General features: G+C 67.5%; 25 protein-coding genes. 7 read left to right on the forward strand and 18 right to left on the reverse strand.

All coding sequences use genetic code 11. The annotated features are described in order from the left end of the window. Positions 1 to 71: 71 nt before the first annotated feature. The 3 genes from ABQF13_RS23090 to ABQF13_RS23100 all read right to left on the reverse strand — a co-directional run bounded on the left by ABQF13_RS23090 (position 72) and on the right by ABQF13_RS23100 (position 2190). Positions 72 to 1106, reverse strand: coding sequence for a L,D-transpeptidase (locus tag ABQF13_RS23090; protein WP_448395129.1), 1035 nt, complete (start codon positions 1104 to 1106; stop codon positions 72 to 74). 162 nt (positions 1107 to 1268) lie between these two features. After that, positions 1269 to 1577 carry a copper-sensing transcriptional repressor RicR gene (ricR, locus tag ABQF13_RS23095; RefSeq protein ID WP_448395130.1) on the reverse strand — a complete coding sequence of 103 codons (309 nt, stop codon included), beginning with the start codon at positions 1575 to 1577 and terminating at the stop codon, positions 1269 to 1271. Further along, positions 1570 to 2190, reverse strand: coding sequence for a DUF305 domain-containing protein (locus ABQF13_RS23100; RefSeq protein WP_448395131.1), 621 nt, complete (start codon positions 2188 to 2190; stop codon positions 1570 to 1572). The genes ricR and ABQF13_RS23100 overlap by 8 nt, the downstream gene beginning before the upstream one ends. A gap of 77 nt (positions 2191 to 2267) precedes the next feature. Between ABQF13_RS23100 and ilvD the strand changes: the two genes are divergently transcribed. Further along, positions 2268 to 3992: a dihydroxy-acid dehydratase gene (gene ilvD, locus ABQF13_RS23105; protein ID WP_448395132.1), complete on the forward strand. Its 1725-nt coding sequence runs from the start codon at positions 2268 to 2270 to the stop codon at positions 3990 to 3992. Positions 3993 to 4010: 18 nt separating this feature from the next. On the opposite strand, the gene ABQF13_RS23110 is transcribed toward ilvD, so the two are convergent. The 5 genes from ABQF13_RS23110 to ABQF13_RS23130 form a co-directional block, all read right to left on the reverse strand. Beyond that, complete coding sequence (locus ABQF13_RS23110; RefSeq protein ID WP_448395133.1) at positions 4011 to 4673, reverse strand: O-methyltransferase; 663 nt, start codon at positions 4671 to 4673, stop codon at positions 4011 to 4013. A 23-nt stretch (positions 4674 to 4696) separates the two neighbouring features. Further along, complete coding sequence (locus ABQF13_RS23115) at positions 4697 to 5533, reverse strand: polysaccharide deacetylase family protein (protein ID WP_448395134.1); 837 nt, start codon at positions 5531 to 5533, stop codon at positions 4697 to 4699. A gap of 123 nt (positions 5534 to 5656) precedes the next feature. Continuing rightward, a complete protein-coding gene (locus tag ABQF13_RS23120; RefSeq protein WP_448395135.1) occupies positions 5657 to 7123 on the reverse strand; it encodes a glutamate synthase subunit beta in 1467 nt (488 codons plus the stop codon). Then, the gene (gene gltB / locus ABQF13_RS23125; protein ID WP_448395136.1) at positions 7116 to 11747 is read right to left on the reverse strand and encodes a glutamate synthase large subunit; all 4632 of its coding nucleotides are present in this window, start codon (positions 11745 to 11747) and stop codon (positions 7116 to 7118) included. The genes ABQF13_RS23120 and gltB overlap by 8 nt, the downstream gene beginning before the upstream one ends. 408 nt (positions 11748 to 12155) lie before the next feature. Continuing rightward, positions 12156 to 14294, reverse strand: coding sequence for a heavy metal translocating P-type ATPase (locus ABQF13_RS23130; protein WP_448395137.1), 2139 nt, complete (start codon positions 14292 to 14294; stop codon positions 12156 to 12158). A gap of 60 nt (positions 14295 to 14354) precedes the next feature. Here ABQF13_RS23130 and ABQF13_RS23135 point away from each other — a divergent pair, with 60 nt between their 5' ends. Then, on the forward strand, positions 14355 to 15158 hold the full coding sequence (locus ABQF13_RS23135; RefSeq protein WP_448395138.1) for a PaaI family thioesterase: 804 nt from the start codon (positions 14355 to 14357) through the stop codon (positions 15156 to 15158). A 43-nt stretch (positions 15159 to 15201) separates the two neighbouring features. Continuing rightward, positions 15202 to 16584 carry a chloride channel protein gene (locus ABQF13_RS23140; RefSeq protein ID WP_448395139.1) on the forward strand — a complete coding sequence of 461 codons (1383 nt, stop codon included), beginning with the start codon at positions 15202 to 15204 and terminating at the stop codon, positions 16582 to 16584. A gap of 234 nt (positions 16585 to 16818) precedes the next feature. On the opposite strand, the gene ABQF13_RS23145 is transcribed toward ABQF13_RS23140, so the two are convergent. The 3 genes from ABQF13_RS23145 to ABQF13_RS23155 all read right to left on the reverse strand — a co-directional run bounded on the left by ABQF13_RS23145 (position 16819) and on the right by ABQF13_RS23155 (position 18752). Beyond that, complete coding sequence (locus ABQF13_RS23145; RefSeq protein ID WP_448395140.1) at positions 16819 to 17367, reverse strand: Dps family protein; 549 nt, start codon at positions 17365 to 17367, stop codon at positions 16819 to 16821. A gap of 77 nt (positions 17368 to 17444) precedes the next feature. Then, entirely contained in the window at positions 17445 to 18368 is a 924-nt protein-coding gene (locus tag ABQF13_RS23150; RefSeq protein ID WP_448395141.1) for a DNA-3-methyladenine glycosylase family protein, read from the reverse strand. Between the two features lie 9 nt (positions 18369 to 18377). Then, entirely contained in the window at positions 18378 to 18752 is a 375-nt protein-coding gene (locus tag ABQF13_RS23155) for a DUF427 domain-containing protein (RefSeq protein ID WP_448395142.1), read from the reverse strand. Positions 18753 to 18778: 26 nt separating this feature from the next. On the opposite strand from ABQF13_RS23155, the gene ABQF13_RS23160 reads away from it, so the two are divergent. Beyond that, positions 18779 to 19258 (forward strand): SRPBCC family protein, encoded by a 480-nt coding sequence (locus ABQF13_RS23160; protein WP_448395143.1) that lies wholly within the window; start codon positions 18779 to 18781, stop codon positions 19256 to 19258. Continuing rightward, complete coding sequence (locus ABQF13_RS23165; RefSeq protein WP_448395144.1) at positions 19258 to 19914, forward strand: enoyl-CoA hydratase-related protein; 657 nt, start codon at positions 19258 to 19260, stop codon at positions 19912 to 19914. The genes ABQF13_RS23160 and ABQF13_RS23165 overlap by 1 nt, the downstream gene beginning before the upstream one ends. 84 nt (positions 19915 to 19998) lie before the next feature. Here ABQF13_RS23165 and ABQF13_RS23170 read toward each other — a convergent pair whose 3' ends face one another. From ABQF13_RS23170 to ABQF13_RS23190, 5 genes are read right to left on the reverse strand one after another with little or no spacing between them, the layout of a single operon-like run. Then, positions 19999 to 20772 carry a class I SAM-dependent methyltransferase gene (locus tag ABQF13_RS23170; RefSeq protein ID WP_448395167.1) on the reverse strand — a complete coding sequence of 258 codons (774 nt, stop codon included), beginning with the start codon at positions 20770 to 20772 and terminating at the stop codon, positions 19999 to 20001. A 48-nt stretch (positions 20773 to 20820) separates the two neighbouring features. Continuing rightward, the gene (locus ABQF13_RS23175) at positions 20821 to 21834 is read right to left on the reverse strand and encodes an NAD-dependent epimerase/dehydratase family protein (protein ID WP_448395145.1); all 1014 of its coding nucleotides are present in this window, start codon (positions 21832 to 21834) and stop codon (positions 20821 to 20823) included. Then, the gene (locus ABQF13_RS23180) at positions 21831 to 22337 is read right to left on the reverse strand and encodes a nuclear transport factor 2 family protein (protein ID WP_448395146.1); all 507 of its coding nucleotides are present in this window, start codon (positions 22335 to 22337) and stop codon (positions 21831 to 21833) included. Before ABQF13_RS23180 ends, ABQF13_RS23175 begins: the two co-directional genes overlap by 4 nt. A 38-nt stretch (positions 22338 to 22375) precedes the next feature. Further along, complete coding sequence (locus ABQF13_RS23185) at positions 22376 to 22780, reverse strand: hypothetical protein (RefSeq protein ID WP_448395147.1); 405 nt, start codon at positions 22778 to 22780, stop codon at positions 22376 to 22378. A gap of 17 nt (positions 22781 to 22797) precedes the next feature. Beyond that, on the reverse strand, positions 22798 to 23136 hold the full coding sequence (locus ABQF13_RS23190; RefSeq protein WP_448395148.1) for a hypothetical protein: 339 nt from the start codon (positions 23134 to 23136) through the stop codon (positions 22798 to 22800). Positions 23137 to 23283: 147 nt separating this feature from the next. Between ABQF13_RS23190 and msrA the strand changes: the two genes are divergently transcribed. After that, on the forward strand, positions 23284 to 23751 hold the full coding sequence (gene msrA, locus ABQF13_RS23195; protein WP_448395168.1) for a peptide-methionine (S)-S-oxide reductase MsrA: 468 nt from the start codon (positions 23284 to 23286) through the stop codon (positions 23749 to 23751). Between the two features lie 63 nt (positions 23752 to 23814). Here msrA and ABQF13_RS23200 read toward each other — a convergent pair whose 3' ends face one another. Then, positions 23815 to 25152 (reverse strand): cytochrome P450, encoded by a 1338-nt coding sequence (locus tag ABQF13_RS23200; RefSeq protein WP_448395149.1) that lies wholly within the window; start codon positions 25150 to 25152, stop codon positions 23815 to 23817. A 100-nt stretch (positions 25153 to 25252) separates the two neighbouring features. Here ABQF13_RS23200 and ABQF13_RS23205 point away from each other — a divergent pair, with 100 nt between their 5' ends. After that, positions 25253 to 25855 carry a TetR/AcrR family transcriptional regulator gene (locus ABQF13_RS23205; protein ID WP_448395150.1) on the forward strand — a complete coding sequence of 201 codons (603 nt, stop codon included), beginning with the start codon at positions 25253 to 25255 and terminating at the stop codon, positions 25853 to 25855. Here the strand turns inward: ABQF13_RS23205 and ABQF13_RS23210 are convergent. Then, positions 25852 to 26454 (reverse strand): TetR/AcrR family transcriptional regulator, encoded by a 603-nt coding sequence (locus tag ABQF13_RS23210; protein ID WP_448395151.1) that lies wholly within the window; start codon positions 26452 to 26454, stop codon positions 25852 to 25854. The two genes, ABQF13_RS23205 and ABQF13_RS23210, sit on opposite strands and share 4 nt — an antisense overlap. Positions 26455 to 26490 lie beyond the last annotated feature (36 nt).

Genomic DNA, 26490 nt, shown 5'->3' on the forward strand with positions numbered 1-26490 from the left:
CACGCCGCGCGAGCAGACGCAAAAACCCCCATTTCCCGTGGAAAATAGGGGCTTTTGCGTCTGCTCGGCAGTTAGAACATCTGCCAGTCGGATGCGCCGTCGGGCTGGTCGTACCACCCACCGTTGGTGTTCTTGATGACAACCGGGTCGCCGCTGCCGAAGTTGTCGTAGAACCACTTGGCGTCTTCCGGGCTGAGGTTGATACACCCGTGGCTGACGTTGCTGTTGCCCTGGGCGCCAACCGACCACGGCGCGCTGTGCACGAAGATGCCCTGGTTGTCGATCCGGACGGCGTCCTTGACCTTGAGCTTGTAACCCTCGGGGTCGTCGACGGGCACCCCGTAGGTCGAGGAGTCCATCACGATGTCCTTGAACTTCTCCAGCACGTAGTACGTGCCGTTCTTGGTTTCGTAGCCCGACTTACCCATCGACACCGGGAAGGTCTTGACCAACTCGCCGTCGCGCATGATCTCCATCTGCTTGGTGTCGTTGTCGATGGTGGCGACCAACTGCTCGGGGACGCTGAAGCTGGACTTGGTGCCGCCCGCGTCGATGTTCACCACGGTGCCTGCCGGCCAGAAGTCCTGGGGCCGCCAGCGCACCTGGGTGTCGCTGGTCCAATAGAACCTGCCGGGCACCGGCGGAACCGACGAGATGTGGATGGCGTCCTCGGCCATCTTGCGGTCGGCGATCGGGCGCTGGAAGTTGATGTAGATCGGCTTGGCGGCCCCGACGATGGAGCCGTTGACCGGGTTGAAGCTCGGCGGGGAGAACACCGGCTCACCGGTGTAGGGCAGCGGGTTCTGTCCTGCCGGAGTGCCGGGCGGAATCTGCTGCGGCGCCGCGAACGGATTCGCCGGCATGAACGGGTTGGGTGCAGGCGCGGCGTTCGGCGCCGGCGGCGGGGCCGGTGGAAGGACGACCGGACCCGGGGGCGGGGGCGGCGGTGGGACCGGCGCGGCCGCGGCAGCCGGATCGACAGGCGCCGGGGGCGGCGGCGGAACGCCGGGCTGGGCCAGCGCGGACGGGGTGCTCAGCACCATCGCGCCGACCAAGCCGGCTGCGCACATCGCGGTGAGCAGTCGATATCTCATCGGCTGCGGCATACGTAACCTCCAAGTCGCAGAACTTCCAACCAGTGTGGCATAGCTCGGGACTTCATCCCACGCCGCCGGGCGGCGGCTGGACCAGCGTAAATGGCCGGATAGAACGCGCTGACCTGCAGGCTTATCGCTGCTGCGAGCGCGAAACGTTACGGCGTCCCGCGTTCAGGACCGCACCAACCGCGCGATCGCTGCCGAGGCCTCGGCGAGCTTGGCGTCGCCCTGCTCGCCGCCCTCCGCGACCGCCTGGGCGACGCAATGCCCCAGATGCTCGTCGAGCAGGCCCAACGCCACCGATTGCAGCGCGTTGTTGACCGCGCTGATCTGGGTGAGCACGTCGATGCAGTACTTGTCTTCGTCGATCATCTTGGCGATGCCGCGCACCTGCCCCTCGATGCGTCGCAACCGCTTGGCGTAGTTGTCTTTCTGCGCCGAATAGCCGTGCGCAGCGACTGTGGTGGTCTGCTCAGCCATTGGGTCCTCTCAACATCTGCTGCATCTGGGTGATCTCGGCCTGTTGGGTGTCGATCATGGTCTGGGCCATGCGTTTGGCGTCGACGTTCGCACCGTTGGCGATCTCGGCCTGCGCCATCTTGACCGCGCCCTCGTGGTGGCTGATCATCGATTCCAGCCACAGGGTGTCGAACTCCTCGCCGCGCAGCGATCGCAGCCGTTCCATCGTGGCCTCGTCGACCATGCCCTGCATCTCGGCGTGATCTGCGTGCCCCTCACCGGTGGCGGTGTCGGGGTTCTCGTTCCACTGCACCAAGAACACCCGAAGCGCCCTGATCTCGGGTTCCTGCGCGGCCGAGATCTGCTCGGCCAGCGCGATCAACTCGGGGTTCGATGACCGATCGGGCACCATTGCCGACAGCTCGATGGCCTGCTCGTGGTGCGGGATCATGTTGGTGGCGAACGCCACATCCTCGGCGTTGTAACCGGCCGGCTCGCCGCTGATCGCCGGAGTGTCAGGATGCTCGTGGTCAGTGTGCCCGTCGGCGGACTCAGACTGGGTGCACGAGGTCAGGAACAGCGCGGTGGCAAGTGCGGCGAGCACCGCGAGAATCCGGGTAGCGAAAGACGTCATGCGGCCAGGGTACCCGATACCCCCTCGGGGTATAAAACGGTTTTGGCGGGATGCCCACCGGAGGCATACTTAGCGTCATGCCCTCAGGTCCTGACATCGAGCCCCGTCGGGCAGAGCCCGATATTAAGCCCAGAAGCCGCGACGTCACCGACGGCCTCGAGAAAGCCGCTGCTCGCGGGATGCTGCGCGCGGTAGGCATGGGCGACGACGACTGGGGCAAACCCCAGATCGGCGTCGGTTCGTCGTGGAACGAGATCACCCCGTGCAACATGTCGCTGCAGCGGTTGGCGCAGGCGGTCAAGGGCGGCGTACATGCCGCTGGCGGCTTCCCGCTGGAGTTCGGCACGATCTCGGTGTCCGACGGCATCTCCATGGGTCACGAAGGCATGCATTTCTCGCTGGTGAGCCGCGAGGTGATCGCCGACAGCGTCGAGACGGTCATGCAGGCCGAACGCCTCGACGGCTCGGTGCTGTTGGCCGGCTGTGACAAGTCGATCCCGGGCATGCTCATGGCGGCCGCACGGCTCGACCTGGCCAGCGTCTTCTTCTACAACGGCTCGATCATGCCGGGTGTCGCCAAGCTGACCGACGGTTCCGAAAAGGAAGTGACGATCATCGACGCGTTCGAGGCCGTCGGCGCCTGTGCGCGTGGACTGATGCCGCGCGAGGACGTCGACATCATCGAGCGAGCGATCTGCCCCGGCGAGGGCGCCTGCGGCGGCATGTACACCGCCAACACGATGGCCTCGGCCGCCGAAGCGCTGGGCATGTCGTTGCCGGGCAGCGCCTCCCCCGTGGCCATCGACCAGCGCCGCGACGAGTTCGCACGCAGATCCGGCGAAGCGGTCGTGGAGATGCTGCGTCGCGGCATCACCGCACGCGACATCCTCACCAAGGAAGCCTTCGAGAATGCGATCGCGGTGGTGATGGCGTTCGGCGGGTCGACCAACGCGGTCCTGCACCTGTTGGCCATCGCCAACGAGGCCAACGTCAAGCTGTCACTTGACGATTTCACCCGCGTCGGGCAGCAGGTGCCACACCTCGCCGATGTGAAGCCCTTCGGCCGGCACGTGATGAAGCACGTCGACGAAATCGGCGGAGTGCCCGTGGTGATGAAGGCGCTACTGGATGCCGGTCTGCTGCACGGGGATTGCCTCACAGTCACCGGCCAGACCATGGCCGAAAACCTCGCCCACATCGAACCGCCGGACCCAGACGGCAAGGTGTTGCGCGCGATGAACGATCCGATCCATCCGACCGGCGGCATCACGATCCTGCACGGCTCGCTGGCACCGGAGGGTGCGGTGGTCAAGTCGGCGGGGTTCGACTCCGACGTGTTCGAAGGCACCGCAAGGGTTTTCGAGCGTGAACGCGCGGCGCTCGATGCGCTCGAGGACGGCACCATCGTCCCCGGCGATGTGGTCGTCATCCGCTACGAGGGCCCCAAGGGCGGACCGGGTATGCGCGAGATGCTCGCGATCACCGGCGCGATCAAGGGTGCCGGCCTCGGCAAGGACGTGCTGCTGATGACCGATGGCCGGTTCTCCGGCGGCACGACTGGGCTGTGCGTGGGCCACATCGCCCCCGAGGCTGTGGACGGTGGCCCCATCGCGTTCCTGCGCGACGGTGACCGCATCCGGCTCGACGTCGGTAAGGGCACGCTGGACGTGCTGGTCGATCCGGACGAATTCGATTCGCGCAAGGCCGGTTTCGAGCCGCTGCCGCCGCGCTACACCAGCGGTGTGTTGGCCAAGTACATCAAGCTGGTCGGCACGGCCGCGACGGGGGCGGTCTGCGGCTGACCGTGGGTCAGGGGCCGCCTACTTGACCACCGCGATGGCAAAGCCGTCCCAGCCCTTGGTCCCGACGGTCTGGATGGCCGCGGTGTCCAGCCGCGGATGGCTGCCCATCACGTCCAGCATGTCGCGCACGGCTTTGGCCTGCTGATCGTCGGGCGCCGGGTCCAGCACCCGGCCGAACCGGGCGATGTTGTCCACCACGAGAATTGCGCCGGCGTTGCTGAGCTTGATCGCCCATTCGACGTAGGCGACGTTGTTCTCCTTGTCGGCGTCGATGAAAACCATGTCGAACTTCTCGTCGCGGTCGGCCAGAGTGGGCAGCGTGTCTAGCGCGGCACCGACGACGATCTCGACACGATCGGCCACCCCCGCACGGGCCAGGTTTTCCCGCGCGACGTCGGCGTGCTCGGGCTCGTACTCGAGCGTGACGACGCGACCCCCGGAGCCGACGCCGCGCGCTAGGTTGATGGTGCTGTAGCCGGCCAGGGTGCCGATCTCCAGAGCGCGGGTGGCCCGCGTCGCGGTCGCGAGCAGGTACAGCAGCTTGCCGTGCTGGGCCGATACCTCGATCGCAGGCATGCCCGCGGCCGCGGCTGATTCGCGTGCCGCCGTCAACGCGCCGTCTTCGGTGTCCAACACCCGGGTGAACAGTTCGTCGAGCGCTTTGGGATCCGGGTCCGCCATCGACGTCACGTTAGCCCATGGGGTTACCGAGCGAGGAATACGTCGTTGAGGGTGACGGTGCGCAGCTTGCGCGCGCGGATGATGTCCACCAGCTGCGCGTACACCTGCGTGACGGGTTCGTGGTTGAGGTGTCCGATCACGATGGTCTGCGGCTGGAAGTATCGCTCGGCCATCTTCACGACTTCGACCGCCGGTATCCACACGTGGTCTTCCAGCGTCCCCGACCACAGCGTGTCGACGGTGTACCCCAGATCGCCTGCCACCTTGTCGACGTGCGGATTGTGGGCGCCATACGGTGGCCGGAAGTACGGGCGGGCGTCGACACCGTATGTCTTCCACAGGAAGTCGTGGTTGTGCCGGAATTCTTCTGCGACGTCGGTCAACGCCAGCTTGGTCAGGTTCGGATGCGTCCAGGTGTGGTTGGCCAGCTGGATCTGGCCGTCGTCGACCAGCGGCCGCAGCAGTTCGGCATGCTCGGTCCACGACCGGTAGACGCCGTTGACGAAGTACGTCAGCCGCATCCCGGTGTCCCTCGCCAGCTGGGTGTAGGCCCGCACCACGTCGCTGCTGACCCCGTCGTCGAGGGTGAGCGCGAGCAGGTCGCCGTTTCCGGGAAGGTTGCTGAGTACCCCCGGCAGCAGCGGGATCCGCGCCGACGGCGGCGGTGGCGGCAGCAACCCCGCGGGTGCGGCCGCCGTGGGCGTGGCTGCCTCGGCGGCGGCGCCGACCACCTGCGTCTGCCCGGCCGCCGAGCATCGGCTGAGCCCGATCACGCCGAGGCTGGCAACGGTCAGGGCCGCGATGAAGTGGCGCCGGTCGAGCTCGGTTCCGGCGCGGGGTATGCGGTAGCGGGCGGCCATCGTCCCTACTGTCCCGCGAGGAGACGCAGAAACGTCTGATTACGCGGCGTGTCGCCACCTTCGGCGTCTGCTCGGCGTGCGTGTGGGCCCAGCTCGGCGCTACAAAGCTCGCGGCAGAAAGGACTAGCGCTGCGGGACGGTGGTCGGCTTGATCGGCTCCGGTAGCGCGCTCTGCCCCATCAGGTAGCGGTCGACGCCGGCCGCGGCGGCGCGGCCCTCGGCGATGGCCCACACGATCAGGGACTGGCCGCGGCCCATGTCGCCGGCCACGAACACCCCGGGCACCGAGGTGGCAAAGTTTGCGTCGCGCGCGACGTTTCCGCGGTCGGTGAGCTCCACACTGAGGTCGCTGAGCAGGCCCTCCCGCTGCGGCCCGACGAAACCCATGGCCAGTAACACCAGGTCGGCCTCCAGCTCGAACTCCGTGCCGTCGACCTTGACGAATCTGCCGTCCTCGTTGCGCACCTCGTGGCCGCGCAACCCGGTGACGCGGCCGTCGCGGCCCACGAACTCCTCGGTGTTGACCGAGTACATCCGTTCGCCGCCTTCCTCGTGTGCCGAGGAGACCCGGAACATCAGTGGGTAGACCGGCCAGGGCGTCGAGTCGGCGCGGGTGTCCGGCGGGCGCGGCATGATCTCGAACTGGTGCACGCTGACCGCGCCTTGGCGGTGCGCGGTGCCCAGGCAGTCGGCGCCGGTGTCGCCGCCGCCGATGATGACGACCTTCTTGCCCTTCGCGGTGATCGGTGGTTCCCCGTCCGGACCCGTCACGGGGTCGCCGTGCTGCACCCGGTTGGCCCACGGCAGGTATTCCATGGCTTGGTGGATGCCGTCGAGGTCGCGGCCCGGAATCGGCAGATCGCGCCATGCCGTCGCGCCGCCAGCGAGCACCACCGCGTCGAAGTCCTTACGCAGTTGCTGCGCCGTGAGGTCTACGCCGACGTTCACACCGGCGCGGAACTGGGTCCCTTCGGCGGTCATCTGTTCGAGACGACGGTCGATGTGGCGCTTTTCCATCTTGAATTCCGGGATGCCGTAGCGCAGCAGGCCGCCGATGCGGTCGTCGCGCTCGAACACCGTCACGGTGTGGCCGGCGCGGGTGAGCTGCTGGGCGGCGGCCAGCCCGGCCGGGCCCGAGCCGACGACGGCGACGGTCTTGCCGGTGCGCACGGCGGGCGGCAGCGGCACCACCCAACCCTCCTCGAAGGCCTTGTCGATGATCTCGACCTCGACCTGCTTGATGGTGACCGGATCCTGGTTGATGCCGAGCACACACGAGCCCTCACACGGCGCCGGGCACAGCCGTCCGGTGAACTCCGGGAAGTTGTTGGTGGCGTGCAGCCGCTCGATCGCGTCGTACCAGCGGTCCGTGCGGACCAGGTCGTTCCACTCCGGGATCAGGTTGCCCAGCGGACAGCCGTTGTGGCAGAACGGGATACCGCAGTCCATGCAGCGGGCAGCCTGCTCCCGCAGTGTGTCGTGAGAGAAGTCTTCGTAGACCTCTTTCCAGTCCTGCAGGCGCAGCGGGACCGGCCGCCGCGGCGGGGTCTCGCGGTGGGTGTGCTTGAGGAAGCCGCGGGGATCAGGCACCGGCGGCCGCCATGATCGCTTCGGCAATTCCGTTCTCGTCAGCGCCGGTCCGTTCGGCGTCGGCGATGGCTTCCAGCACCCGCCGGTAGTCACGGGGCATCACCTTGGTGAAGTGCTTCACGTTGGTGCTCCAGTCATCGAGGATGCGTTGCCCGATAGCGGAATCGGTGGCATCCACATGGGCGGTGATCATGTCCTGCAGCCACGCCAGATCCTCGTCGTCGAGGTCCTCGAGTTCCACCATCTCGGCGTTGAGATTCTGCGGCAGCCGGTTGTCGGGGTCATAGACGTAGGCGATGCCACCGGACATCCCCGCCGCGAAGTTGCGGCCGGTCGGGCCGAGGATGGCGATGCGTCCGCCGGTCATGTACTCGCAGCCGTGGTCGCCGACACCTTCGACGACCGCGTGCGCGCCGGAGTTGCGCACCGCGAACCGCTCCCCCACCTGGCCGCGCAGGAACGCCTGACCGCTGGTGGCGCCGAACAGGATCACGTTGCCGGCGATGATGTTGTCCTCGGCGACATAGTCGGCCGGCGCATCATCAGATGGCCGCACCACGATGCGACCGCCGGACAGGCCCTTGCCGACATAGTCGTTGGCGTCGCCGTACACCCGCAGCGTGATGCCCTGCGGCACAAAAGCGCCGAAGCTGTTGCCCGCCGACCCGTCGAACGTGATGTCGATGGTGCCGTCGGCAAGTCCCTGCCCGCCATAGGCTTTGGTGACTTCGTGGCCCAGCATGGTGCCGACGGTGCGGTTGACGTTGGCGATCGTCGTCGAGAAGCGCACCGGCGTCGCCGAATCCAGCGCTTCCCGGCACATCACGATCAGCTGCTGGTCGAGCGCCTTGTCCAGCCCGTGGTCCTGCCGTGAGCTGCAGTACAGGTCCTGGTTCATGAACGCAGATTCGGGCTGATGCAGCACCGGCGCCAGGTCCAGCTTGTTGGCCTTCCAGTGTTCGGCGGCGCGGGTGGTGTCCAGCGCGTCGACCTGGCCGACCATCTCGTTGAGCGTGCGGAACCCCAGCTGCGCCATCAGCTCGCGCACCTCTTCGGCGATGAACATGAAGAAGTTCTCGACGAACTCGGGCTTGCCGGTGAAGCGTTGCCGCAGTATCGGGTTCTGCGTCGCCACCCCCACCGGGCAGGTGTCGAGGTGGCACACCCGCATCATGATGCAGCCCGACACCACCAACGGCGCGGTGGCGAAGCCGAACTCCTCGGCGCCGAGCAGCGCGGCGACCACGACATCGCGTCCGGTCTTGAGCTGCCCGTCGACCTGTACCACGATGCGGTCACGAAGTCCGTTGAGCAGCAACGTCTGCTGGGTCTCGGCCAGGCCGAGCTCCCACGGCGCACCCGCGTGCTTCATCGACGTCAGCGGCGTCGCACCGGTGCCGCCGTCATGCCCGGAGATCAGCACCACGTCGGCGTGCGCCTTCGAGACTCCGGCGGCCACCGTGCCCACCCCGGTTTCGCTGACCAGCTTGACGTGTACGCGGGCCTGCGGGTTGGCGTTCTTGAGGTCGTGGATCAGCTGCGCCAGATCCTCGATGGAGTAGATGTCGTGGTGCGGCGGCGGCGAGATTAGCCCCACCCCGGGTGTGGAGTGGCGCACCTCGGCCACCCACGGATACACCTTGTTGCCCGGAAGCTGGCCGCCCTCACCGGGTTTCGCTCCCTGGGCCATCTTGATCTGGATGTCGGTGCAGTTGGTCAGGTAGTGGCTGGTGACGCCGAACCGACCGGAGGCCACCTGCTTGATGGCGCTGCGCCGCCAGTCGCCGTTCTCCTCGGGGTCGAACCGGCTGACGTGCTCACCGCCCTCACCGGAATTCGACCGGCCGCCGAGGCGGTTCATCGCGATCGCGAGGGTCTCGTGGGCCTCCGCGGAGATCGAACCGTAGCTCATCGCGCCGGTCGAGAACCGCTTGACGATCTCGCTGGCCGGCTCCACCTCCTCGAGCGGGACCGGCTGGCGCCCTGCATCTTTGGAGTCTTTGAACGTGAATAGCCCGCGCAGCGAGGCCATCCGCTCGCTCTGGTCATCGACCAGCTTGGTGTACTCCTTGAAGATCGAGTACTGGCCGGTGCGGGTTGAGTGCTGCAGCTTGAACACCGTGTCGGGGTTGAACAGGTGGTACTCGCCCTCGCGGCGCCACTGGTATTCGCCGCCGACCTCGAGTTCACGATGCGCCCACTCGGTGGGCTGGTCGAGGTAGGCCAACCGGTGCCGGGCGGCCACGTCGTCGGCAATGTCGTCGAGGCCGATGCCCCCGGTCGGACAGGTCAGCCCGGTGAAGTACTCGTCGAGCACCTGCTGGCTGATGCCGATGGCCTGGAACAGCTGCGCGCCGGTGTAGGACGCCAACGTGGAGATGCCCATCTTGGACATCACTTTGAGCACGCCTTTGCCTGCGGCCTTGACGTAGTTGGCCTTGGCGGTATCGGTGTCGACGCCGGTGATCACCCCGCGATCGACCATGTCCTCGATCGACTCGAACGCCATGTACGGGTTGATGGCGGCCGCACCAAAACCGCAGAGCGTGGCCATGTGGTGCACCTCGCGCGCGTCACCGGCCTCCACGACCAGGCCGACCTGGGTGCGGGTCCGGTCGCGCACCAAGTGGTGGTGTACAGCGGCCACCGACAGCAGCGACGGGATCGGCGCCATCTGCTCGTTGGACTCGCGGTCGGACAGCACGATGATGCGGGCGCCCTCCCGGATGGCCGCCGACACCTTCGCGCGGACGTTGTCGAGGGCTTCCTTGAGACCTTGGCCGCCCCGGTTCACCGGGTACAGACAGCGCACCACTGCGGTCGACAGGCCGTGGCGGCGACCGTCGATCTCCTGCTCGGGGTCGAGGTTGATCAGCTTGGCGAGTTCGTGGTTGCGAATGATCGGCTGCGCCAGCACGATCTGGCGGCACGACTCAGGGCCCGGGTTGAGCAGGTCGCCCTCCGGCCCCATGGCGCCCTGCAGGCTGGTCACCACCTCTTCGCGGATCGCGTCCAGCGGCGGGTTGGTCACCTGAGCGAACATCTGCTGGAAGTAGTCGAACAACATTCGGGGCCGCTGCGACAGCACCGCGATGGGCGTATCGGTGCCCATCGAACCAATCGGCTCGGCACCGGTGCGGGCCATCGGCGCGACCAGCAGGTTGAGCTCTTCGTAGGTGTAGCCGAAAGCCTGCTGGCGCAACACCACCCGGTGGTGCGGCATGCGGACGTAGTCGCCCTGCGGCAGCTCGTCGAGACGGAACAGCCCAGCGTCCAGCCACTCCTGATAGGGGTGCTCGGCGGCCAGTTCGGCCTTGATCTCCTCGTCGTCGACGATGCGGCCCTGCGCGGTGTCGACCAGGAACATACGGCCCGGCTGCAGCCGCATCTTGCGCACCACCGTGGACGGGTCGAGGTTGAGCACACCGGCTTCGGACGCCATCACGACGAGGCCGTCGGCGGTCACCCAGATCCGCGACGGTCGCAGGCCGTTGCGGTCCAGCACGGCGCCGATCACGGTGCCGTCGGTGAAGCACACCGAGGCCGGGCCGTCCCACGGCTCCATCAGCGAGTCGTGGAACTCATAAAAAGCCCTGCGACGCGCGTCCATTTGTTCGTGGCGCTCCCACGCCTCGGGGATCATCATCAGCACCGCGTGCGGCAGGCTGCGACCGCCGAGGTGCAACAGCTCGAGGACCTCGTCGAACCGCGCGGTGTCGGATGCCCCCGGGGTGCAGACCGGCGTGATCTTTTCCAGGTCGGCGGCGTCGCCGAACAGGTCGGTGCGGATCAGCGCCTCGCGGGCCCGCATCCAGTTCTCGTTGCCGGTGACGGTGTTGATCTCACCGTTGTGGGCGATGCGTCGGAACGGGTGCGCCAGCGGCCACGACGGGAACGTGTTGGTGGAGAACCGCGAGTGCACGATGCCCAGCGCACTGGTGAGCCGTTCGTCTTGCAGGTCGAGGTAGAACGCCTTGAGCTGCGGTGTGGTCAGCATCCCCTTGTAGACGAAGGTCTGACCGGAAAGGCTTGGGAAGTACACGGTTTCGCGGCCGGGACCGTCTTGACCAGGTCCCCTGGTGCCCAGCTCGTGCTCGGCGCGCTTGCGCACCACGTACGCACGACGCTCCAGGTCCATCCCCGACGCGCCCTGCCCCTTCCCGTCGCTTCGCTCGCCCAGGCCGATGAACAGCTGCCGGAAGGTCGGCATCGCGTCACGGGCCAGCGCGCCCAGCGACGATTCGTCGGTGGGCACCTCCCGCCACCCCAGCACCTGAAGCCCTTCGGCCTCGGCGATCTTCTCGACGGCTTCAGAAGCCACCGCGGCATCCTTGGACGACTGCGGAAGGAACGCGATCCCGGTCGCGTAGCTGCCGTACTCCGGCAGTTCGAAATCGACCACTGCCCGCAGGAACTCGTCGGGCACCTGCAGCAGGATGCCTGCCCCGTCACCGGTGTGCGGTTCAGCGCCCTGGGCGCCGCGGTGCTCCAGGTTCAGCAACGCGGTGATCGCTTTGTCGACGATGTCGCGACTGCGCCGACCGTGCATATCGGCCACCATGGCCACACCACACGCATCGTGCTCGAACGCGGGGTTGTAGAGCCCTTGAATCCTGGGCGTCATTCCCACCTACCCTTTTATCCGCACGCCTTGAGCTGTTTTCAACGGCGGCCGTACAGCGGCGTTGCGGCCGGCCTGCGAGGGGCGCCTCCGTGCGACATCGAACGACTGCTCGAACCCAACTCGCCTAAGTGAAAAACGATATGACAAACCATGCCTGACATGCCAACTTAGTCGAGCCTAACTAAGTGGTGGCGCCCCGTTGGGCCGGTCAATTCCCCACACCGTCATCGGTTTCGAACAGCGTTGGGCCGCTTCGGATTTCACGCTCCGCCCGGAAGCGGCCGCGCGCCGCAGCACTAAGCGATCCTAACTTTTCCCAGGTCTCACAATTTGCTGTGATACTCCGTTCACCACTGTACGCTGGGTGAACCACATCACATAGTCTTTGCGTAAAGCCTAGTCAGATTCTTAGACAACGGCCCGCACACCGGCTTCGGGGGACAGATCCAGCCGTCGCAGCAGCTGTGCGTTGGCCGCCACCACCACCGTGGAGGCCGACATCAACAGTGCCCCGACCGACATCGGCATCACGAAGCCCACCGGAGCCAGCACGCCGGCCGCCAACGGCACCGCGATCAGGTTGTATCCCGCTGCCCACCAAAGGTTTTGCTTCATCTTTCGATACGCGGCCTTGGATAGCTCGATCACCGAAAGCACCGATCGCGGATCGGAACTGGCCAGGATCACCCCGGCCGAGGCGATCGCCACATCGGTGCCCGCCCCGATCGCGATACCGACTTCGGCCTGCGCCAGCGCGGGTGCGTCGTTGACGCCGTCGCCGACCATCGCGACCTTGAGCCCCTCCGACTGCAGCGATGCCACCTTGGCGGCCTTGTCTTCGGGCCGTACACCTGCGAAAACACGGTCGATGCCGAGTTCGGCCGCCACCGAGTCCGCGACGGCCTGCGCGTCTCCGGTGATCATCATCACTTCGATGCCGAGCCGGTGCAGGGCGTCGACGGCTTGGCGGGACTCCTCGCGTACCTCGTCGGCCAACGCCAGCGCGCCCACGATCGCCCCGTCGACCAGCACGTGCAGGATGGTGGCGCCCTGCTCGCGCCACCGGTCGGCTTCGGGCAGTTCACGTTGACCGGCTGCGGAGAGCGCGCGCGGGCCCCCGACCTGTACCGTCTTGCCATCGACCGTCGCCATGACGCCGACGCCCGGTGAGGATGTGAAGTCCGACCAGGCAGGCAGGGTCAGGTTGCGGCGACGCGCGGTCTCCACGATTGCCTTGGCCAGCGGATGCTCGGAGGCGGCCTCGGCGGCAGCCGCGAGCGCCACCACCTGGTCCTCGGAGTGCCCTGGCGCCGCGGTCTTTTCTGCGCGGCTCGCCGCGGTCTTTTCTGCGCGGCTCGCCGCGGTCTTTTCTGCGCGGCTCGCCGCGGTGACGCCGACCACCGTCGGCTCGCCCTTGGTCAGCGTGCCCGTCTTGTCGAACAGCACCGCGCCGACCGTGCGCATGCTCTCCAGCGCGAGCCGGTCTTTGACCAGCACCCCGCCCCGCGCCGCGCGTTCGGTCGCGATGGAGACCACCAGCGGGATCGCCAGCCCCAGCGCGTGCGGGCAGGCGATCACCAGCACGGTGATCGTCCGGATCACCGATTGTTCGGGAATCCCGATGAAACCCCACACCACCGCCGTGATCGCGGCGGCACCCAGCGCGAACCAGAACAGCCAGCCCGCGGCGACGTCGGCGATCCGCTGCGCCCGCGACGACGAGTTCTGCGCCTCGGTGACCAAGCGCTGGATCCCGGCGAGCGCGGTGTCGTCGCCGACCGCGGTCACCTCGACGCGCAGGCCCGAGTCGGTGGCGACGGTGCCCGCGACCACGTGATCGCCCACGCCGCGGCGTACCGGCCGGGATTCGCCGGTCACCATCGACTCGTCGACGTCGGCGGCACCGTCGGTGATCTCGCCGTCGGCGGGTACGCTGCCGCCCGGGCGCACGATCACCACATCGCCGGCGCGCAGTTCGGCGGGCGCAACGACCTCGACGTCGTCGCCCACCACGCGTTCGGCTTCATCGGGCAGCAGCGCCGCCAGCGAGTCGAGCGCAGAGGTGGTCTGCGCCAACGAGCGCATCTCGATCCAGTGGCCGAGCAGCATGATCACGATCAGCAGCGCCAGCTCCCACCAGAACTCGAGCTGGTGGTGCAGCAGGCCCAGGCTCGCCCCCCACGACGACACGAACGCCACGGTCAGCGCCAGGCCGATCAGCAGCATCATTCCCGGTGTGCGGGAACGGATCTCGCTGACAGCACCGGTGAGGAACGGACGTCCGCCCCACAGGTACATCACCGTGCCCAGGACGGGCGACACCCATTGCACAGCGGGTACGTCGGGGATGGAGTAGCCGAGGATCATCGCGAACATCGTCGACAGCCCGGCCGTCGGGATCGCGAGCACCAGCATGATCCAGAACAGCCGTCGGAACTGCGCCACGTGGCCCCCGTGATCTCCGTGGCCGTTGTGCCCGCCGTGTCTTTCGTGGTCGCCGTGGCCGGTCGACGCGCCGTGACCGACGTGTGTGCCGTGCTGCGTCATGACGACACTATATACCCCTAGGGGGTATCAGGGGAACCGGAGCGGTCAGGCTGGATCCTGATGACATATCCGCTGAGTACCCCGTTGGGCCGGTTCGGCGTCCGGAATTTCGAGGACGGGCCGCACCGCTGCGTGGCCTCGATTCCCGCGGGCGATGCGGTCAACCCACTGACCGGCGCGCCGACGATCGCGCCGCTGGCGATGCTGGTGGACCACGCCGGGGGCCTGGTCAACCACCATCTTCGAGCAGCCGACGAGTGGACGGTGACCACCGAGTTGTCGTTGGAGTGCAGGCCCGAGGCGGTGGACATCATCGCGGCCGCGCCCGACGAACCGGTGATCGCGACGGCCCGACCGTTCGGCCCCAAGGGCGAGGTGGCGTTGGCGCTGTGCGACTTCACCCACCGCGGCATCGCGCTGGCTACCGCCACCGTGCGCTCGTTTTTCATCAAGGCGCAGGACCGGGTCGCGGAGTTCCCCGCCGGTGCCACGGGCCCGCCGCCGCCCATCCCGCTCTCCGAGAAGATGGCGCTCAGCGTCGCCGAATCCGGCGGCGCCGCACAGGTTCTGCTGCAGGCCGCCGATCCGGTCCTCAACAACAGCCTCGGCGTCGTGCACGGCGGCGTGTCGGCCATGGCGCTGGAGATGGTGGCCGCGGCCGCGCTGAACAACGGCCGTGCCGGCGAACCGTTGCGCACCGCGTCGCTGCGGGTGAACTTCCTGCGTGAGTTTCAGAGTGGTCCCGAATCTCGTTATGTCGGAACGGCTTTACGTGTCGGACGCCGGACGGGTATCGCCGAGGCGCAGGCCATCAGCGCCGACGGCAGGACCGCGATCATCGCCCGCGTCACGGCCTACCGGTGAAAAGCCGATAGCGCAACGTCATCGTGGACTAGCATCTCAGACCATGCCAGCTCCCCCCGAAACCGGCGGTGGACTAGGCGGATTCATCCGACGCTCGGGGTATCTGCGCAAATGGCTGATCCTCGGCATCGCGATCGGCGTCATCGCCGGCCTCGGCGCGGTGACGTTCTATCTGGCCCTCGACTACGCCGGCCGCTTCCTGCTCGGCTACCTCGCCGGCTACGACATTCCCAAGCCGATCGGTGACGGCGGCGACGCCGGCTCGCCCGGGTTCGACCGGCCGTGGGCGATCCCGCTGGTGGCGTTCGGCGGTGCGCTGGTGTCGGCGTTTCTGGTGGCCAAGTTCGCCCCCGAGGCCGAAGGCCACGGCACCGACAGCGCGATCGAGGCGGTGCACACCGACCCGCGCGCGATCCGCGGCCGCGCCATCGTCGTCAAGACGATCGCCAGCGCGCTGACCATCGGCTCCGGTGGGTCCGGCGGCCGCGAAGGCCCCGCCGCGCAGATCTCGGCGGGTTTCGGGTCGCTGCTCACCCGCTGGCTCAACCTCTCCTATGAGGACGGGCGTATCGCGGTGTCGCTGGGCATCGGCTCCGGCATCGGGGCGATCTTCGGTGCCCCGCTGGGCGGCGCGGTGCTGGCCGCCTCGATCGTCTACCGCGAGGACTTCGACTACAAGGCGCTGATCCCCGGGTTCATCACCTCGGCGACGGCCTACGCGGTGCTGGGTTCGATCCTTGGGTTCGATCCGCTGTTCGGGTTCATGGCCGCCGACTTTCGCTTCGACCATCCGCTGGATCTGAGTTGGTACCTGGTGATCGGCGTCGTCGCGGCGTTCTTCGGATACCTTTACGCCAAGATGTTCTACGGCACCGTCGCGCTGACCGCGAAACTGCCCGGCAACAAGGTGATCAAACCGGCGCTCGGCGGCCTTGCGGTCGGTCTGCTGGCCCTGCTGATCCCGCAGATCCTGGCCAGTGGATACGGCTGGGCGCAGAAGGCCGGAGCCACCGACACGTTGATGGCCATCCCGTTGTGGATTGTGCTGCTGCTGCCGCTGGCCAAGATCGTGGCCACCTCGCTGTCGATCGGCACCGGCGGTTCGGGCGGCATCTTCGGACCCGGCGTCGTCGTCGGCGCTTTCGTCGGCGCGGCGATCTGGCGGCTGGCACACGACCTCGGCGCACCCGGGATTCCCGATAGCCCCGCGGTCTTCGTCGTCGTCGGCATGATGGCCTGCTTCGGCAGCGTCGCCCACGCCCCACTGGCGGTGATGATCATGGTCGCTGAGATGACCGGATCCTTCGCTGTCATCCCGTGCGCGATGGTCGCCGTCGGCATCGCCTATCTGCTGATCCTGCGCACGGACGTGTCGATCTACCAGGCCCAGCGCACCGACCGGCAGAGCGACTCCGCCGTGCCATGATGCTTGCTGGCCTGCAATATATTGTTTGCGGGACATCACAACCAGGGACGACGGACCGTTTCCGATCAATTCGCTGAAACGACTGTTGATCTTGGCTGATCGTGTTTTACGATATTGCTGACTACCGACGCAGCTGGCAGACGAGGGGGGTTGCCAGCGCACACGCGGCCGATAGCCGCTCAGGCGGTTGGCGACCGGGGTTTTGGGGGACCCCGGTCGCCAATTGTCTTTCGGTTACTTCTTCTTGGCGTTGCTGGCAGCGCTCTTCTCGGTGCGGGCGCCGCCACTGGACAGTTGGCCGCCGGAGTTCTCCAGATGGGCCCGCATGAACCACTGGAACTTCTCCAACTCGCCGGTGTGGTCGATGAGCATGTCCTGCGACACCAGGTCCAGCTCCTCCAGCGTGTCGATGCACCTGCGGGTGTCCTCGATGACCCCGGTGTAGACGAGGTCGAGGGCTGCCAGGTGCGCCTGCGCGGTGTCGCGTGCCACGGAGTAGTCGTCCCAGGTGCGGTCCTTGATGATCGCACCCGGCGTGCCCAGCGGCGAATTACCCAATGCGGCGATGCGCTCGGCCGTTTCGTCGGCATACCCGCGCACGAGCGCGACCTGCGGGTCGATCATCTCGTGTACGCCGATGAAGTTGGGCCCAACGACGTTCCAGTGCACGTGTTTGAGCGTCAGGTGCAGATCGTTGTAGGTGCTCAGCTGCTTCTGCAGCAGCTCGGCCACCTTGGTGCCGTCACGTTCAGACAGGCCAGGAACGGTGTATTCACTCGGCATCGAAAGCTCCTTTTGAAAGTCGTCGTCCGGTACTGCGCCGAGTACCCACGCGGCGTGGCAGGTATGCGAAGTGTCGGCTAGATCGCACGCAGGCGCGGGATGGCCTGGCGCGGGCCGAACCGCGGGAGCACCGCAAGACCGCTGGCCTCCAACAACCGCACGGCGCGGTGGCGGTGCGGGCGAAGCGGCGCGAGGAGTTCGACCATCGCCGCATCGTCGATCGGGTGACCGAGCAGGCTCCAGCCGATCATCTTCGCGAGGTGGAAGTCACCGACCGACAACGCATCGGCGTCGCCGAACGCGCGCTGGGCGGCTTCGGCGGCCGTCCACTCCCCGACCCCCGGAAGGGACGTCAGCGCCAGGCGCGCCTGCTCGGGCGGGCGGGCGGCCAGCCGCTCCAGCGCGTCCGCGCGCTGCGCGCAGCCCACGACCGTGCGGGCGCGCCGCGGGTCGACGTTGGCCTTGTGGAACTCCCACGACGGAATGCGCCGCCACACCTCCGCCGACGGTGGGACCCGCAGGTGGGCGGGCGCGGGCCCGGGCGCGGGCGCGCCGTACTTGGTGACCAGCGTCCGCCACGCCCGGCGCGCGTCCTTGCCGTACACCCGTTGCTCGAGAACCGCGGGGATCAGCGCTTCGAGCACCCGGTCGGTGCGTCCCAGCCGCAGATGCGGCACCCCCCGGTGCGCCGCGGCGATGGTGGGTTCCTCGGGCGCGAAACCCGAACTGTCGTCGAAGGCGCCGAGCAGGGCGGGCAGTGTCTCGATGAATTCCGTTGCACCGCTTCCCCACGCCTCGCAGTCGACGGCGTCGGGTGCGGACCTGGCGATGCGGGCGGTGACCGGGCCACTGCGCATCAGGCTGGTGCGCCAGATGGCGCCGTCGGGGGCGTCCTGGTAGCACGGGTCGGCGCGGCCACGGCGCAGCGGGGACAGCGTCAGTCCTGGGCTCACCGGCCCGTCGAAGACAACCCGGTGCACGACGCTGACCGAGCTGTGCACCGCTTCAGGTTAGGCGATGCTGAGGTCGGCCTTGTCCGGATAGAACGCGACGTGGCCGACGATGCGCGCGACCGCGGGGTAGGCGTCCGGGTAGGTCCAGACCGCGTCGTCGACACGTTCGCCTGCCTCGGTGACGACGTGGTAGTAGCTCGCCTGCCCCTTGAAGGGGCAGTACGTCTGGGTGCCGCTGGGCGCGAGCCGGCCGGCCACGACGTCACGCTGCGGGATGTACTGAACCGGCGGGTACGTCGACTCCTGCAGCGTCAGCGCCTCATCGGTGTCGGCGACCAGTTCGCCGTTGACCCGGACCGTGACGTGTCTGCCGGTGGGCTCAATGGTGATCGGATGCGATCCGGTGGGTTTCAGCACGGGGCGGTCGGTCATGTTCTCACGGTGGCTACGATCGCGACATGAGTCAACACGGGCCGGCCTCCGCGGAGGCCTCGATCAGCATCAATGCCGACCCGTCGGCGGTGTACGCGCTGATCACCGATCTGTCGACGCTGGCGTCGCTGGCCGAGGAAACCCACGCGATGCAGTGGTCCAAGGGCGCAAGTGCGCAACCGGGCGCGGTGTTCAAGGGGCAGAACCGCAACGGCTCCAGGACGTGGACCACGACCTGCACCGTGACCGACGCCGAGCCTGGGCAGACGTTCGCGTTCGACGTGCGCTCGCTGGCGGTGCCCGTCGCGCACTGGCGCTACGACATCGTCGCCGGTAACGGTGGCTGCACGGTGACGGAGCGAACCTGGGACAGGCGGCCCGGCTGGTTCCGCAAACCGGCGAGCATGGCCACCGGTGTCAGGGACCGTGACACCGCCAATGCCCAGCACATCCGCTTGACGCTGCAGCGGCTCAAGGAGAAGGCCGAAAGCGCGAGGGCCGTCTGATGGCCGATTTGCAGCGCCGCGGTGCGGTTTTCGTGTTGCCGCTGGGCGAGGACGAAAACCGTTTCCACCCGGACCGGTTGGGGCAGATCAACACCGCGCTCGACGAGGTCGAGGCCGCCGACGGTCCGAAGGCCGTCGTCACCACCGGGGTCGGAAAGTTCTACTCCAACGGTCTGGATCTGGACTACATGGCCGCCAATCCCGGTGCCGCTGAGGCGAACCTGAGCGACGTGCACGCCCTGTTCGCCCGCGTGTTGGCCTTTCCCGCACCGATCGTCGCCGCGGTGCAGGGCCACGCGTTCGCCGCCGGGGCGATGCTGGCGCTGGCGCACGATCTGATCGTCATGCGCGGTGACCGCGGCTTCTTCTGCCTTCCCGAAGTCGATCTCGGCATCCCGTTCACCGCGGGGATGAACGCGCTGATCCGCGCCCGGTTGCCGATCGCCACCGCGCACGAGGCGATGACGACGGGTCGCCGGTACGGCGGCGAGGACGCCCGCGAGGCCGGCATCGTCGCCGCCACCGCCGGTGAAGACGAACTGCTCGACGTCGCCGTCGCGCGCGCCGAGGAACGCGCGGCCAAGGCGGGCGCGGTGTTCGGCACGATCAAGGAGCGGCTCTATGGCGAGGTGATCGCCGAACTGAGGGCCAGCTAGGACTCCCGGCGCCGAAACTGGCATTGTGCAGGGGAATCCGCCAAATGCCCTGGGTAGCATCGGTTTCGACCCGGGCGTCCGGGGTCAGAACGCGTAGCGGTGGTACTGCGCCATATGCCGCAACGGCGGCACTGCCCGCATCACGCTGGCCAGCGCACGGTAGTACCAGGCCACGTCGTCGAACGTCGGCGAGTCGAACGGTGAAACCCACGCCAGCAGCCGCGTCCCCGGCACCGCGTCGAGTATGTCGTCGGGTCCGTCGATGGCCCAGTGCAGCGTCGCGCCCGCGCGACGCACCACCACGTTCATCCCTTGCGATCGGATGCCGAGGCGACCGTACGCGTCGAATTGCAGTTCGCCGGACGGGAATCCGTCGACCACGCGGCGCAGCAGAGCGACACCGTCGGACGGCTGCAGGTACATGGTCAGGCCCTCAGCGATCATCAGCGTCGGCCGGTCGGTGGCAATGTCGGCCAGCCACGCCGGGTCGGTGACCGATGCGGGCACGACGTGGTAGTGGTCACGGGCCGGGTAGAGCGCCCGGCGCAACTCGGCGACTTCCGGGTAGTCGACGTCGTACCACTCGACGCCGGGTCCCGGGTCCAGCCGAAACGCACGTGCGTCCAACCCGCAACCCAGATGAAGCACAACGGCTTCGGGGTGCACAGCCAGAAACTGCCGCGCCCAGATGTCGAAGTGTGCGGTGCGGGTGGTCACCGATGGTGAATTGGCTTTGTTGATCGTCGTTTTCGACCAGTCGTAGTCGATGCGGTCGACGATCTCCTTGGCGAAGCGGTCGCCGAGGATCGGTTTCGGCAGGTCGGCGTCGAGCGCTTTGGCGTAGAACGTCGCCAGCATGGTCTGCGGTGCGCCGGACAGGTCGACGTGCAGTTTCTCAGCCACGCGTCAACCCGCCCTGCTGGCCCGCCTGGCGTCGCGCAGACCCGCCCAGAACCGGGCAGCTTCCCGGATGGACTCCTCCACCGGCTTTGGCTGCCAACCCAATTCACGTCTGGCCTTGCTGCAGTCGACCGGGGCCTCCGCCCGCATCAGCCGTAACGAGTTCAGCGACAGCTTCTCGTCGGTGCCGCGCAGCCGCGCCTTGACGCTGCCGAGCGTGGCCAACAGGTAGGCCACCGGCAGCTGGATGGACTTGCTGGGTGCCGGCATACCGGCCGCCTCGGCGGCGATATTGATCACCTCGGCGTTGCTGATCATCTTCTCCGAGACCAGGTAGCGCTCGCCGACGCGGCCGCGCTCGGCGGCCAACAGCATCGCGCGGGCGGCGTCATCCACGCCGACGGCTTCGAGTTCGATGCCGCGCAGCACGAACGGGATCTTGCCGAACGCCGCCCCGGCGATGATCGCGCCGTGCGGGGTGCGGCCCCAGTCCCCGCTGCCGTAGGTGGTCGACACGCACATCGCCACCGCGGGTAAACCATGCTCGTGGGCGTAGGCCAGCACCATGTTCTCGGCCTGCACCCGGGAGCGCACATACGCGGTCAGCCCGCGCTCGGACACGACGTCGTTCTCGTCGGCCACGCGGCCGCGGCGTCGGCCGACCGTGGCGTAACTGCTGGTGTAGACGAACCGTCGCAAATCGGCAGTCTTGGCCACCTCCAACACGTTTCGGGTGCCGTCGACGTTGGTGCGAAACAACGGCGCCGGATCGCGCAGCCAGCCGCGGGTGTCCACCACGCAGTAGTAGACGTCGTCGCAGCCGGCCATCGCCTCGCGCAGCGTGTCGTCGTCCCAGATGTCGCCGTGATACTTCTCGACGGGCAGGTCGTCGATGCCGATCGTGTTGGCGGTCGGGCGCACCATCGCGCGCACCTGCTGGCCGTCGGCGACGAGCAACCGGGTGACGTGTGAGCCGAGGAAGCCGTTGGCGCCGATGACGAGTTTGGGTGGTGAGCTCATTCTGCACCGCCGTACTTGCGCATCCAGCTACGCGCCTCGTCGGGCAGCGTGCCGAGTTCCTCGGCCTTGCGGCACCACTTTGACGCCGCGCTGGCGAACCGCAGCGGGTTGTAGATGTCCTCCTGACGGCGCCACAACCCGTCGCCGGCGTAGGTGAGGATCGAGATGTTGGTGGCGCTGATGATGGTGCCGTCGCCCGGGTCGCGCATCGGGTTGTCGAGTTCGCAGATGATGCGGGCGGTCGGTTCGTCGATCACAGTCCACAAGGCGGGGAACGACGTCATCTGGTTGCCGGGGAAGCTCTCCATCGTCTTCCAGATCCAGGACCGGACCTCTTCGCGGCCGCGCATCGTGCCCGCGGCGTGCTCGACGTAGGTGATGTCGGGGGTGTACTGCGCAACCCACGGATCCCAGTCGCGGGTCTGCGCGGCGCGATCCACGGTCGCCTCGAATTGTTCAAACGCTGCAGCCAGCTCGTCGCGGCTGAACACCTTGCCGGTCACGTCAAAACTAGAACACGTTCTATTGGGTTTGTCGAGCATCAATAGACGCTGAGCACGCCACGCGCGCCGACCGGATGCTGCAACGGCACCTCGAGCGTGCCGAACACCGCGATCTCGATGCACGCCCGGCCGACCGCATCGGGCACGATGCCACCGCGAAGTTCGACGGTGACGGTGTCGGGGGTTTCGTGTGCGGTCGCCGTCACGCCGTAGCACTGCGGGGTGCCGGTGGTGAAGTGCAGCGCCACCACCTCGCCGGCACCGATCCGGCTCCAGGACTCGACGGGCATCGGATGCGCGTCGACGATCGCCGGGTTGTCGACGAAGGGCACCCCCGGCCGCGGCGGCACCTCGGGCGGTGCCACCGTCGTCGGCTCGGCCGTCGCCGTCGGCGCAAAACAAGTGGCCAGGGCGGCCAGGGCCGCGCACACGAGAAGGCGCATCACCTCACGGTAAACGACTACCCGGCCCGGTTGCGTCGCGCGGCGAAGAACATGACCCCGGTACCGATGAGCACGACGGCACCGACCGCGGCAACGGTCAGCGTCCACACCCGCCGATCCTCGAGTTCCATCCGGCACAACTCTTCGTAGTCGGGGTTGGTGATGACTTCGTCGAGTACCGGGATATTGGCCCCGCCGAAGTCGGTGGCAGCGCGCGCCGCGGTGAGATCCGGGAAGGCCGCGCTGCCGCATTCGACGTCCTCTGGGCCGACGTTGACCGGGTTGAGCAGCCCTACCGCACCGACCAACACGGCTGCGGTGCCCAACAGCACGAGCAACCATCGCAGCAGCTTCATGGCTGATGCTTACCCGGGGCTGCAGACTTCATACGTGCGCCGGAAGATTTCGGCGTGGACGATGGTTGTAGACAGGCACCACAGACTCAAGGAGAAAGCGTGACCACTACGCGAAAGGCCATCCTGGCCGGCGGTTGCTTCTGGGGCATGCAGGACTTGATCCGCAAGCAGCCCGGCGTCGTCGCGACGCGGGTGGGCTACACCGGCGGGGAGAACGCCAACGCCACCTACCGCAACCATCCCGGCCATGCCGAAGCCATCGAGATCGTCTACGACCCAGCGCAGACCGACTACCGGGCGCTGCTGGAGTTCTTCTTCCAGATCCACGATCCGACCACGAAGAATCGCCAGGGCAACGACGTCGGCACCAGCTACCGCTCGGCGATCTTCTATCTCGACGATGAGCAGAAGCAGGTCGCGCTGGACACCATCGCCGACGTCGAGGCATCCGGGCTGTGGCCGGGCAAGGTCGTCACCGAGGTGACCCCGGCCAGCGACTTCTGGGAGGCCGAGCCCGAACACCAGGATTATCTGGAGCGCTACCCCCACGGCTACACCTGCCACTTCCCCCGGCCCGACTGGAAGCTGCCGAAGCGGGAGAAGGCCACGTCATAGCGCGGCGAGCAGACGCAAAATCGCGTCAATCCCGGCGTGGCGGTGCGAGTTTGTGTCTGCTCGTCACCCGCGGCGGTGCACGATCATGCGACCGCCGTTCTTCGGGGTGAACGCCACGCCGCGGGAGTGCCACTTCTCCCCCGGCGCCGACGTGGTCTCGAGCACGAAGTGGCGCAGCACGGTGCGCAACACGACGTCCATTTCGACGTTGGCGAACGCCGCACCCACACAGCGACGGGTGCCGCCGCCGAACGGGATCCAGGCGAACATCGGCGGGCGGTTGCCGAGGAACCGCTGCGGGTCGAACCGCTCCTGCGCCGGGAACTCGTCGGTGCGCTCATGCATTAGCAGGATGCTGGTCATGACCGAATAGCCTTGCGGGATAACCCACTTCCCGAGTTCGAAGGTCGGCGAGTAGACGTGGCGGCCCGCGAAGTCGATGATGGTGCGGTTGCGTTGAACCTCGAGGATCGTGGCTTGGCGATACGCGTTGTCGTCGGTGTCGACTTCTTCCACGAGCTTGGCGAGCACCTCGGGGTGGCGGGTGATCCGCTCGAACGCCCACGCCAGGGTGGCCGCCGTTGTTTCGTGGCCGGCGGCCAGCAGGGTGAGCAGCTCGTCGCCGATCTCGCGGCGCGTCATCGCCGTGCCGTCCTCGTAGGTGCTGCGCAACAGCAGCGCGAGGACGTCGTTGCGGTCGTCGAAGCACGGGTCGGCGGTCACCTCGTCGATGAGCCGGTTGATGACCTCGTCGTACTGGCGGCGGTACTCGGCCAGCCGGCCCCACGGGCTGAACCGCCCGTATGTCCGTTTCGGCGTGGGCAGGCTGACGAGGCGCGAGCCGAGGGTGACCCAGGGCGGGATGATGCGGCGCAGGTCGTCGAGGCGTTCACCGTCGGCGCCGAACACGGCCCGCAGGATCGCGTTGAGCGTGATGCGCATCATCGGCTCGAGCGTTTCGAACGCCTGACCCTCCGGCCAGTTCACCGACTCGCGCAGCGTCTCCTCTTCGAAGATCTTTTCGTAGTTCTTGATGCTCTTACCGTGGAAGGGCGGGGTGAGCAGCCGGCGCCTGCGGCGGTGCTCGGCGCCGTCGAGCGCGAACACCGAACCCGGGCCGAGCACCCGCGACAGGTTGGGCTGGATGTTGCCCAGGTCGTCGGGGTTGGCGGTGAACACCTGCTTGGCCAGTTGCGGATCGGCGACCACCACCGTGCGCCCGAAGATCGGGATGTTGAGGGTGAACACCTCGCCGTAGCGACGGATCATTTCGTGCACCGTCCAGCGGCGGTTGGCGATGAACGCCAGCCCTTGCAGCGCCTTGGGAAGCCGCGGCCCCGGCGGCAGGTTCACCGCGCGCAGCGGGGTGGCGGGTGCTTCGACGGTCGATGATTCGCTCATGATCACTCCCAGCCGGCTCTTTGGTACAGCCATGTACCGCAGGTGTGTGTAGTACGGTACCGCTTGGTACCAACGACCGCAAGAGATCCGGGGAGGCGATATGACGACCGCGCTGGACGGTGCGCCCGATTCGCGCCCCACCGTGCAATTCCGCGACCGTTTGCTCGACGGGATGGCGGCGTCGATCACCGAACGCGGCTACCGCGACACCACCGTCGCCGACATCGTCCGACACGCCCACACGTCCAAGCGCACCTTCTACGAGCAGTTCGGAAGCAAGGCCGAATGCCTGATCGAGTTGCTGCGGCGCAACAACGAGACGCTGATCGCCAGCATCCGCGCCGCGGTGAATCCCGAGGACGACTGGGCCGAGCAGATTCGCTGCGCGGTCGACGCCTACGTCGTGCACATCTCGGAGCGAACCGCGGTGACGCTGAGCTGGATCCGCGAAGCCCCGGCGTTGGGCGACGTCGCGGCGCCGTTGCACCGTCAGGCCATGGAGCATTTGACCGACATGCTGGTCGATCTCAGCGACAGCCCCGGGTTCCGGCGGGCGGGGCTGGCACCGGTATCGCGTCCGCTTGCGCTCATCCTGCTCGGCGGATTGCGGGAGCTGACGGCGTTGTTCGTCGAGGACGGCCGCGATCTGCGCGGCATCGTCGAGCCGGCGTTCACCGCGTCGACGGCGATCCTCGGGCCCTAGGTCTTTGGCTTTTGCGTCGAGACTGCGGTCAGCCCCAGGATCAGCCGCGCGGACCTCTCCAGCCGCTCGGCGATGTCGGTGTAGGAGGCGTATCCCATCCCGGCGCGTACCAACGCTCCCGAATACAGCATCTCCAGCGAATCGATGACGTCGGGATCGACGTCGGCGTCCAGCGCGCTGGCCAGGCGCTGGCGGATGTCGCGGCCGATGCGTTGGCGTAGCACCTCGACGTCGGGGTCCTTGCCGAGCAGGGCGGTGGTCACCGCGCCGGCGAACTCGGGCTCGTCGGCGACCAGCAACGCGATATGGCGCAGCACCTCGATAACCCGGGCGGCCGGATCCGTCGATTCGTGCGCCGCCGGCGGCGAGCTGGCCAGCCGACGCCAAAACACCTCGGCGACAAGGTGTTCCTTCGACGAGAAGTAGGTGTAGGCGGTGGCCGCTCCGACACCGGCCTCGGCGGCCACCCGACGCACGGTCAGCGCGGGAAATCCGTCGCGGCACAGCAGCTCGAGCGCGGCGCGGCCGAGACGTTCGACGGTGCCGGCCTGCTTGGCGGTCAGACGGCGGCGAGTCCCCTCGAGGGCCGTGTCGGACACATGTCCGGACGCTACTACAACACCCCTGCACCAGCA

It is taken from the genome of Mycolicibacterium sp. XJ879 (genome assembly GCF_053483935.1).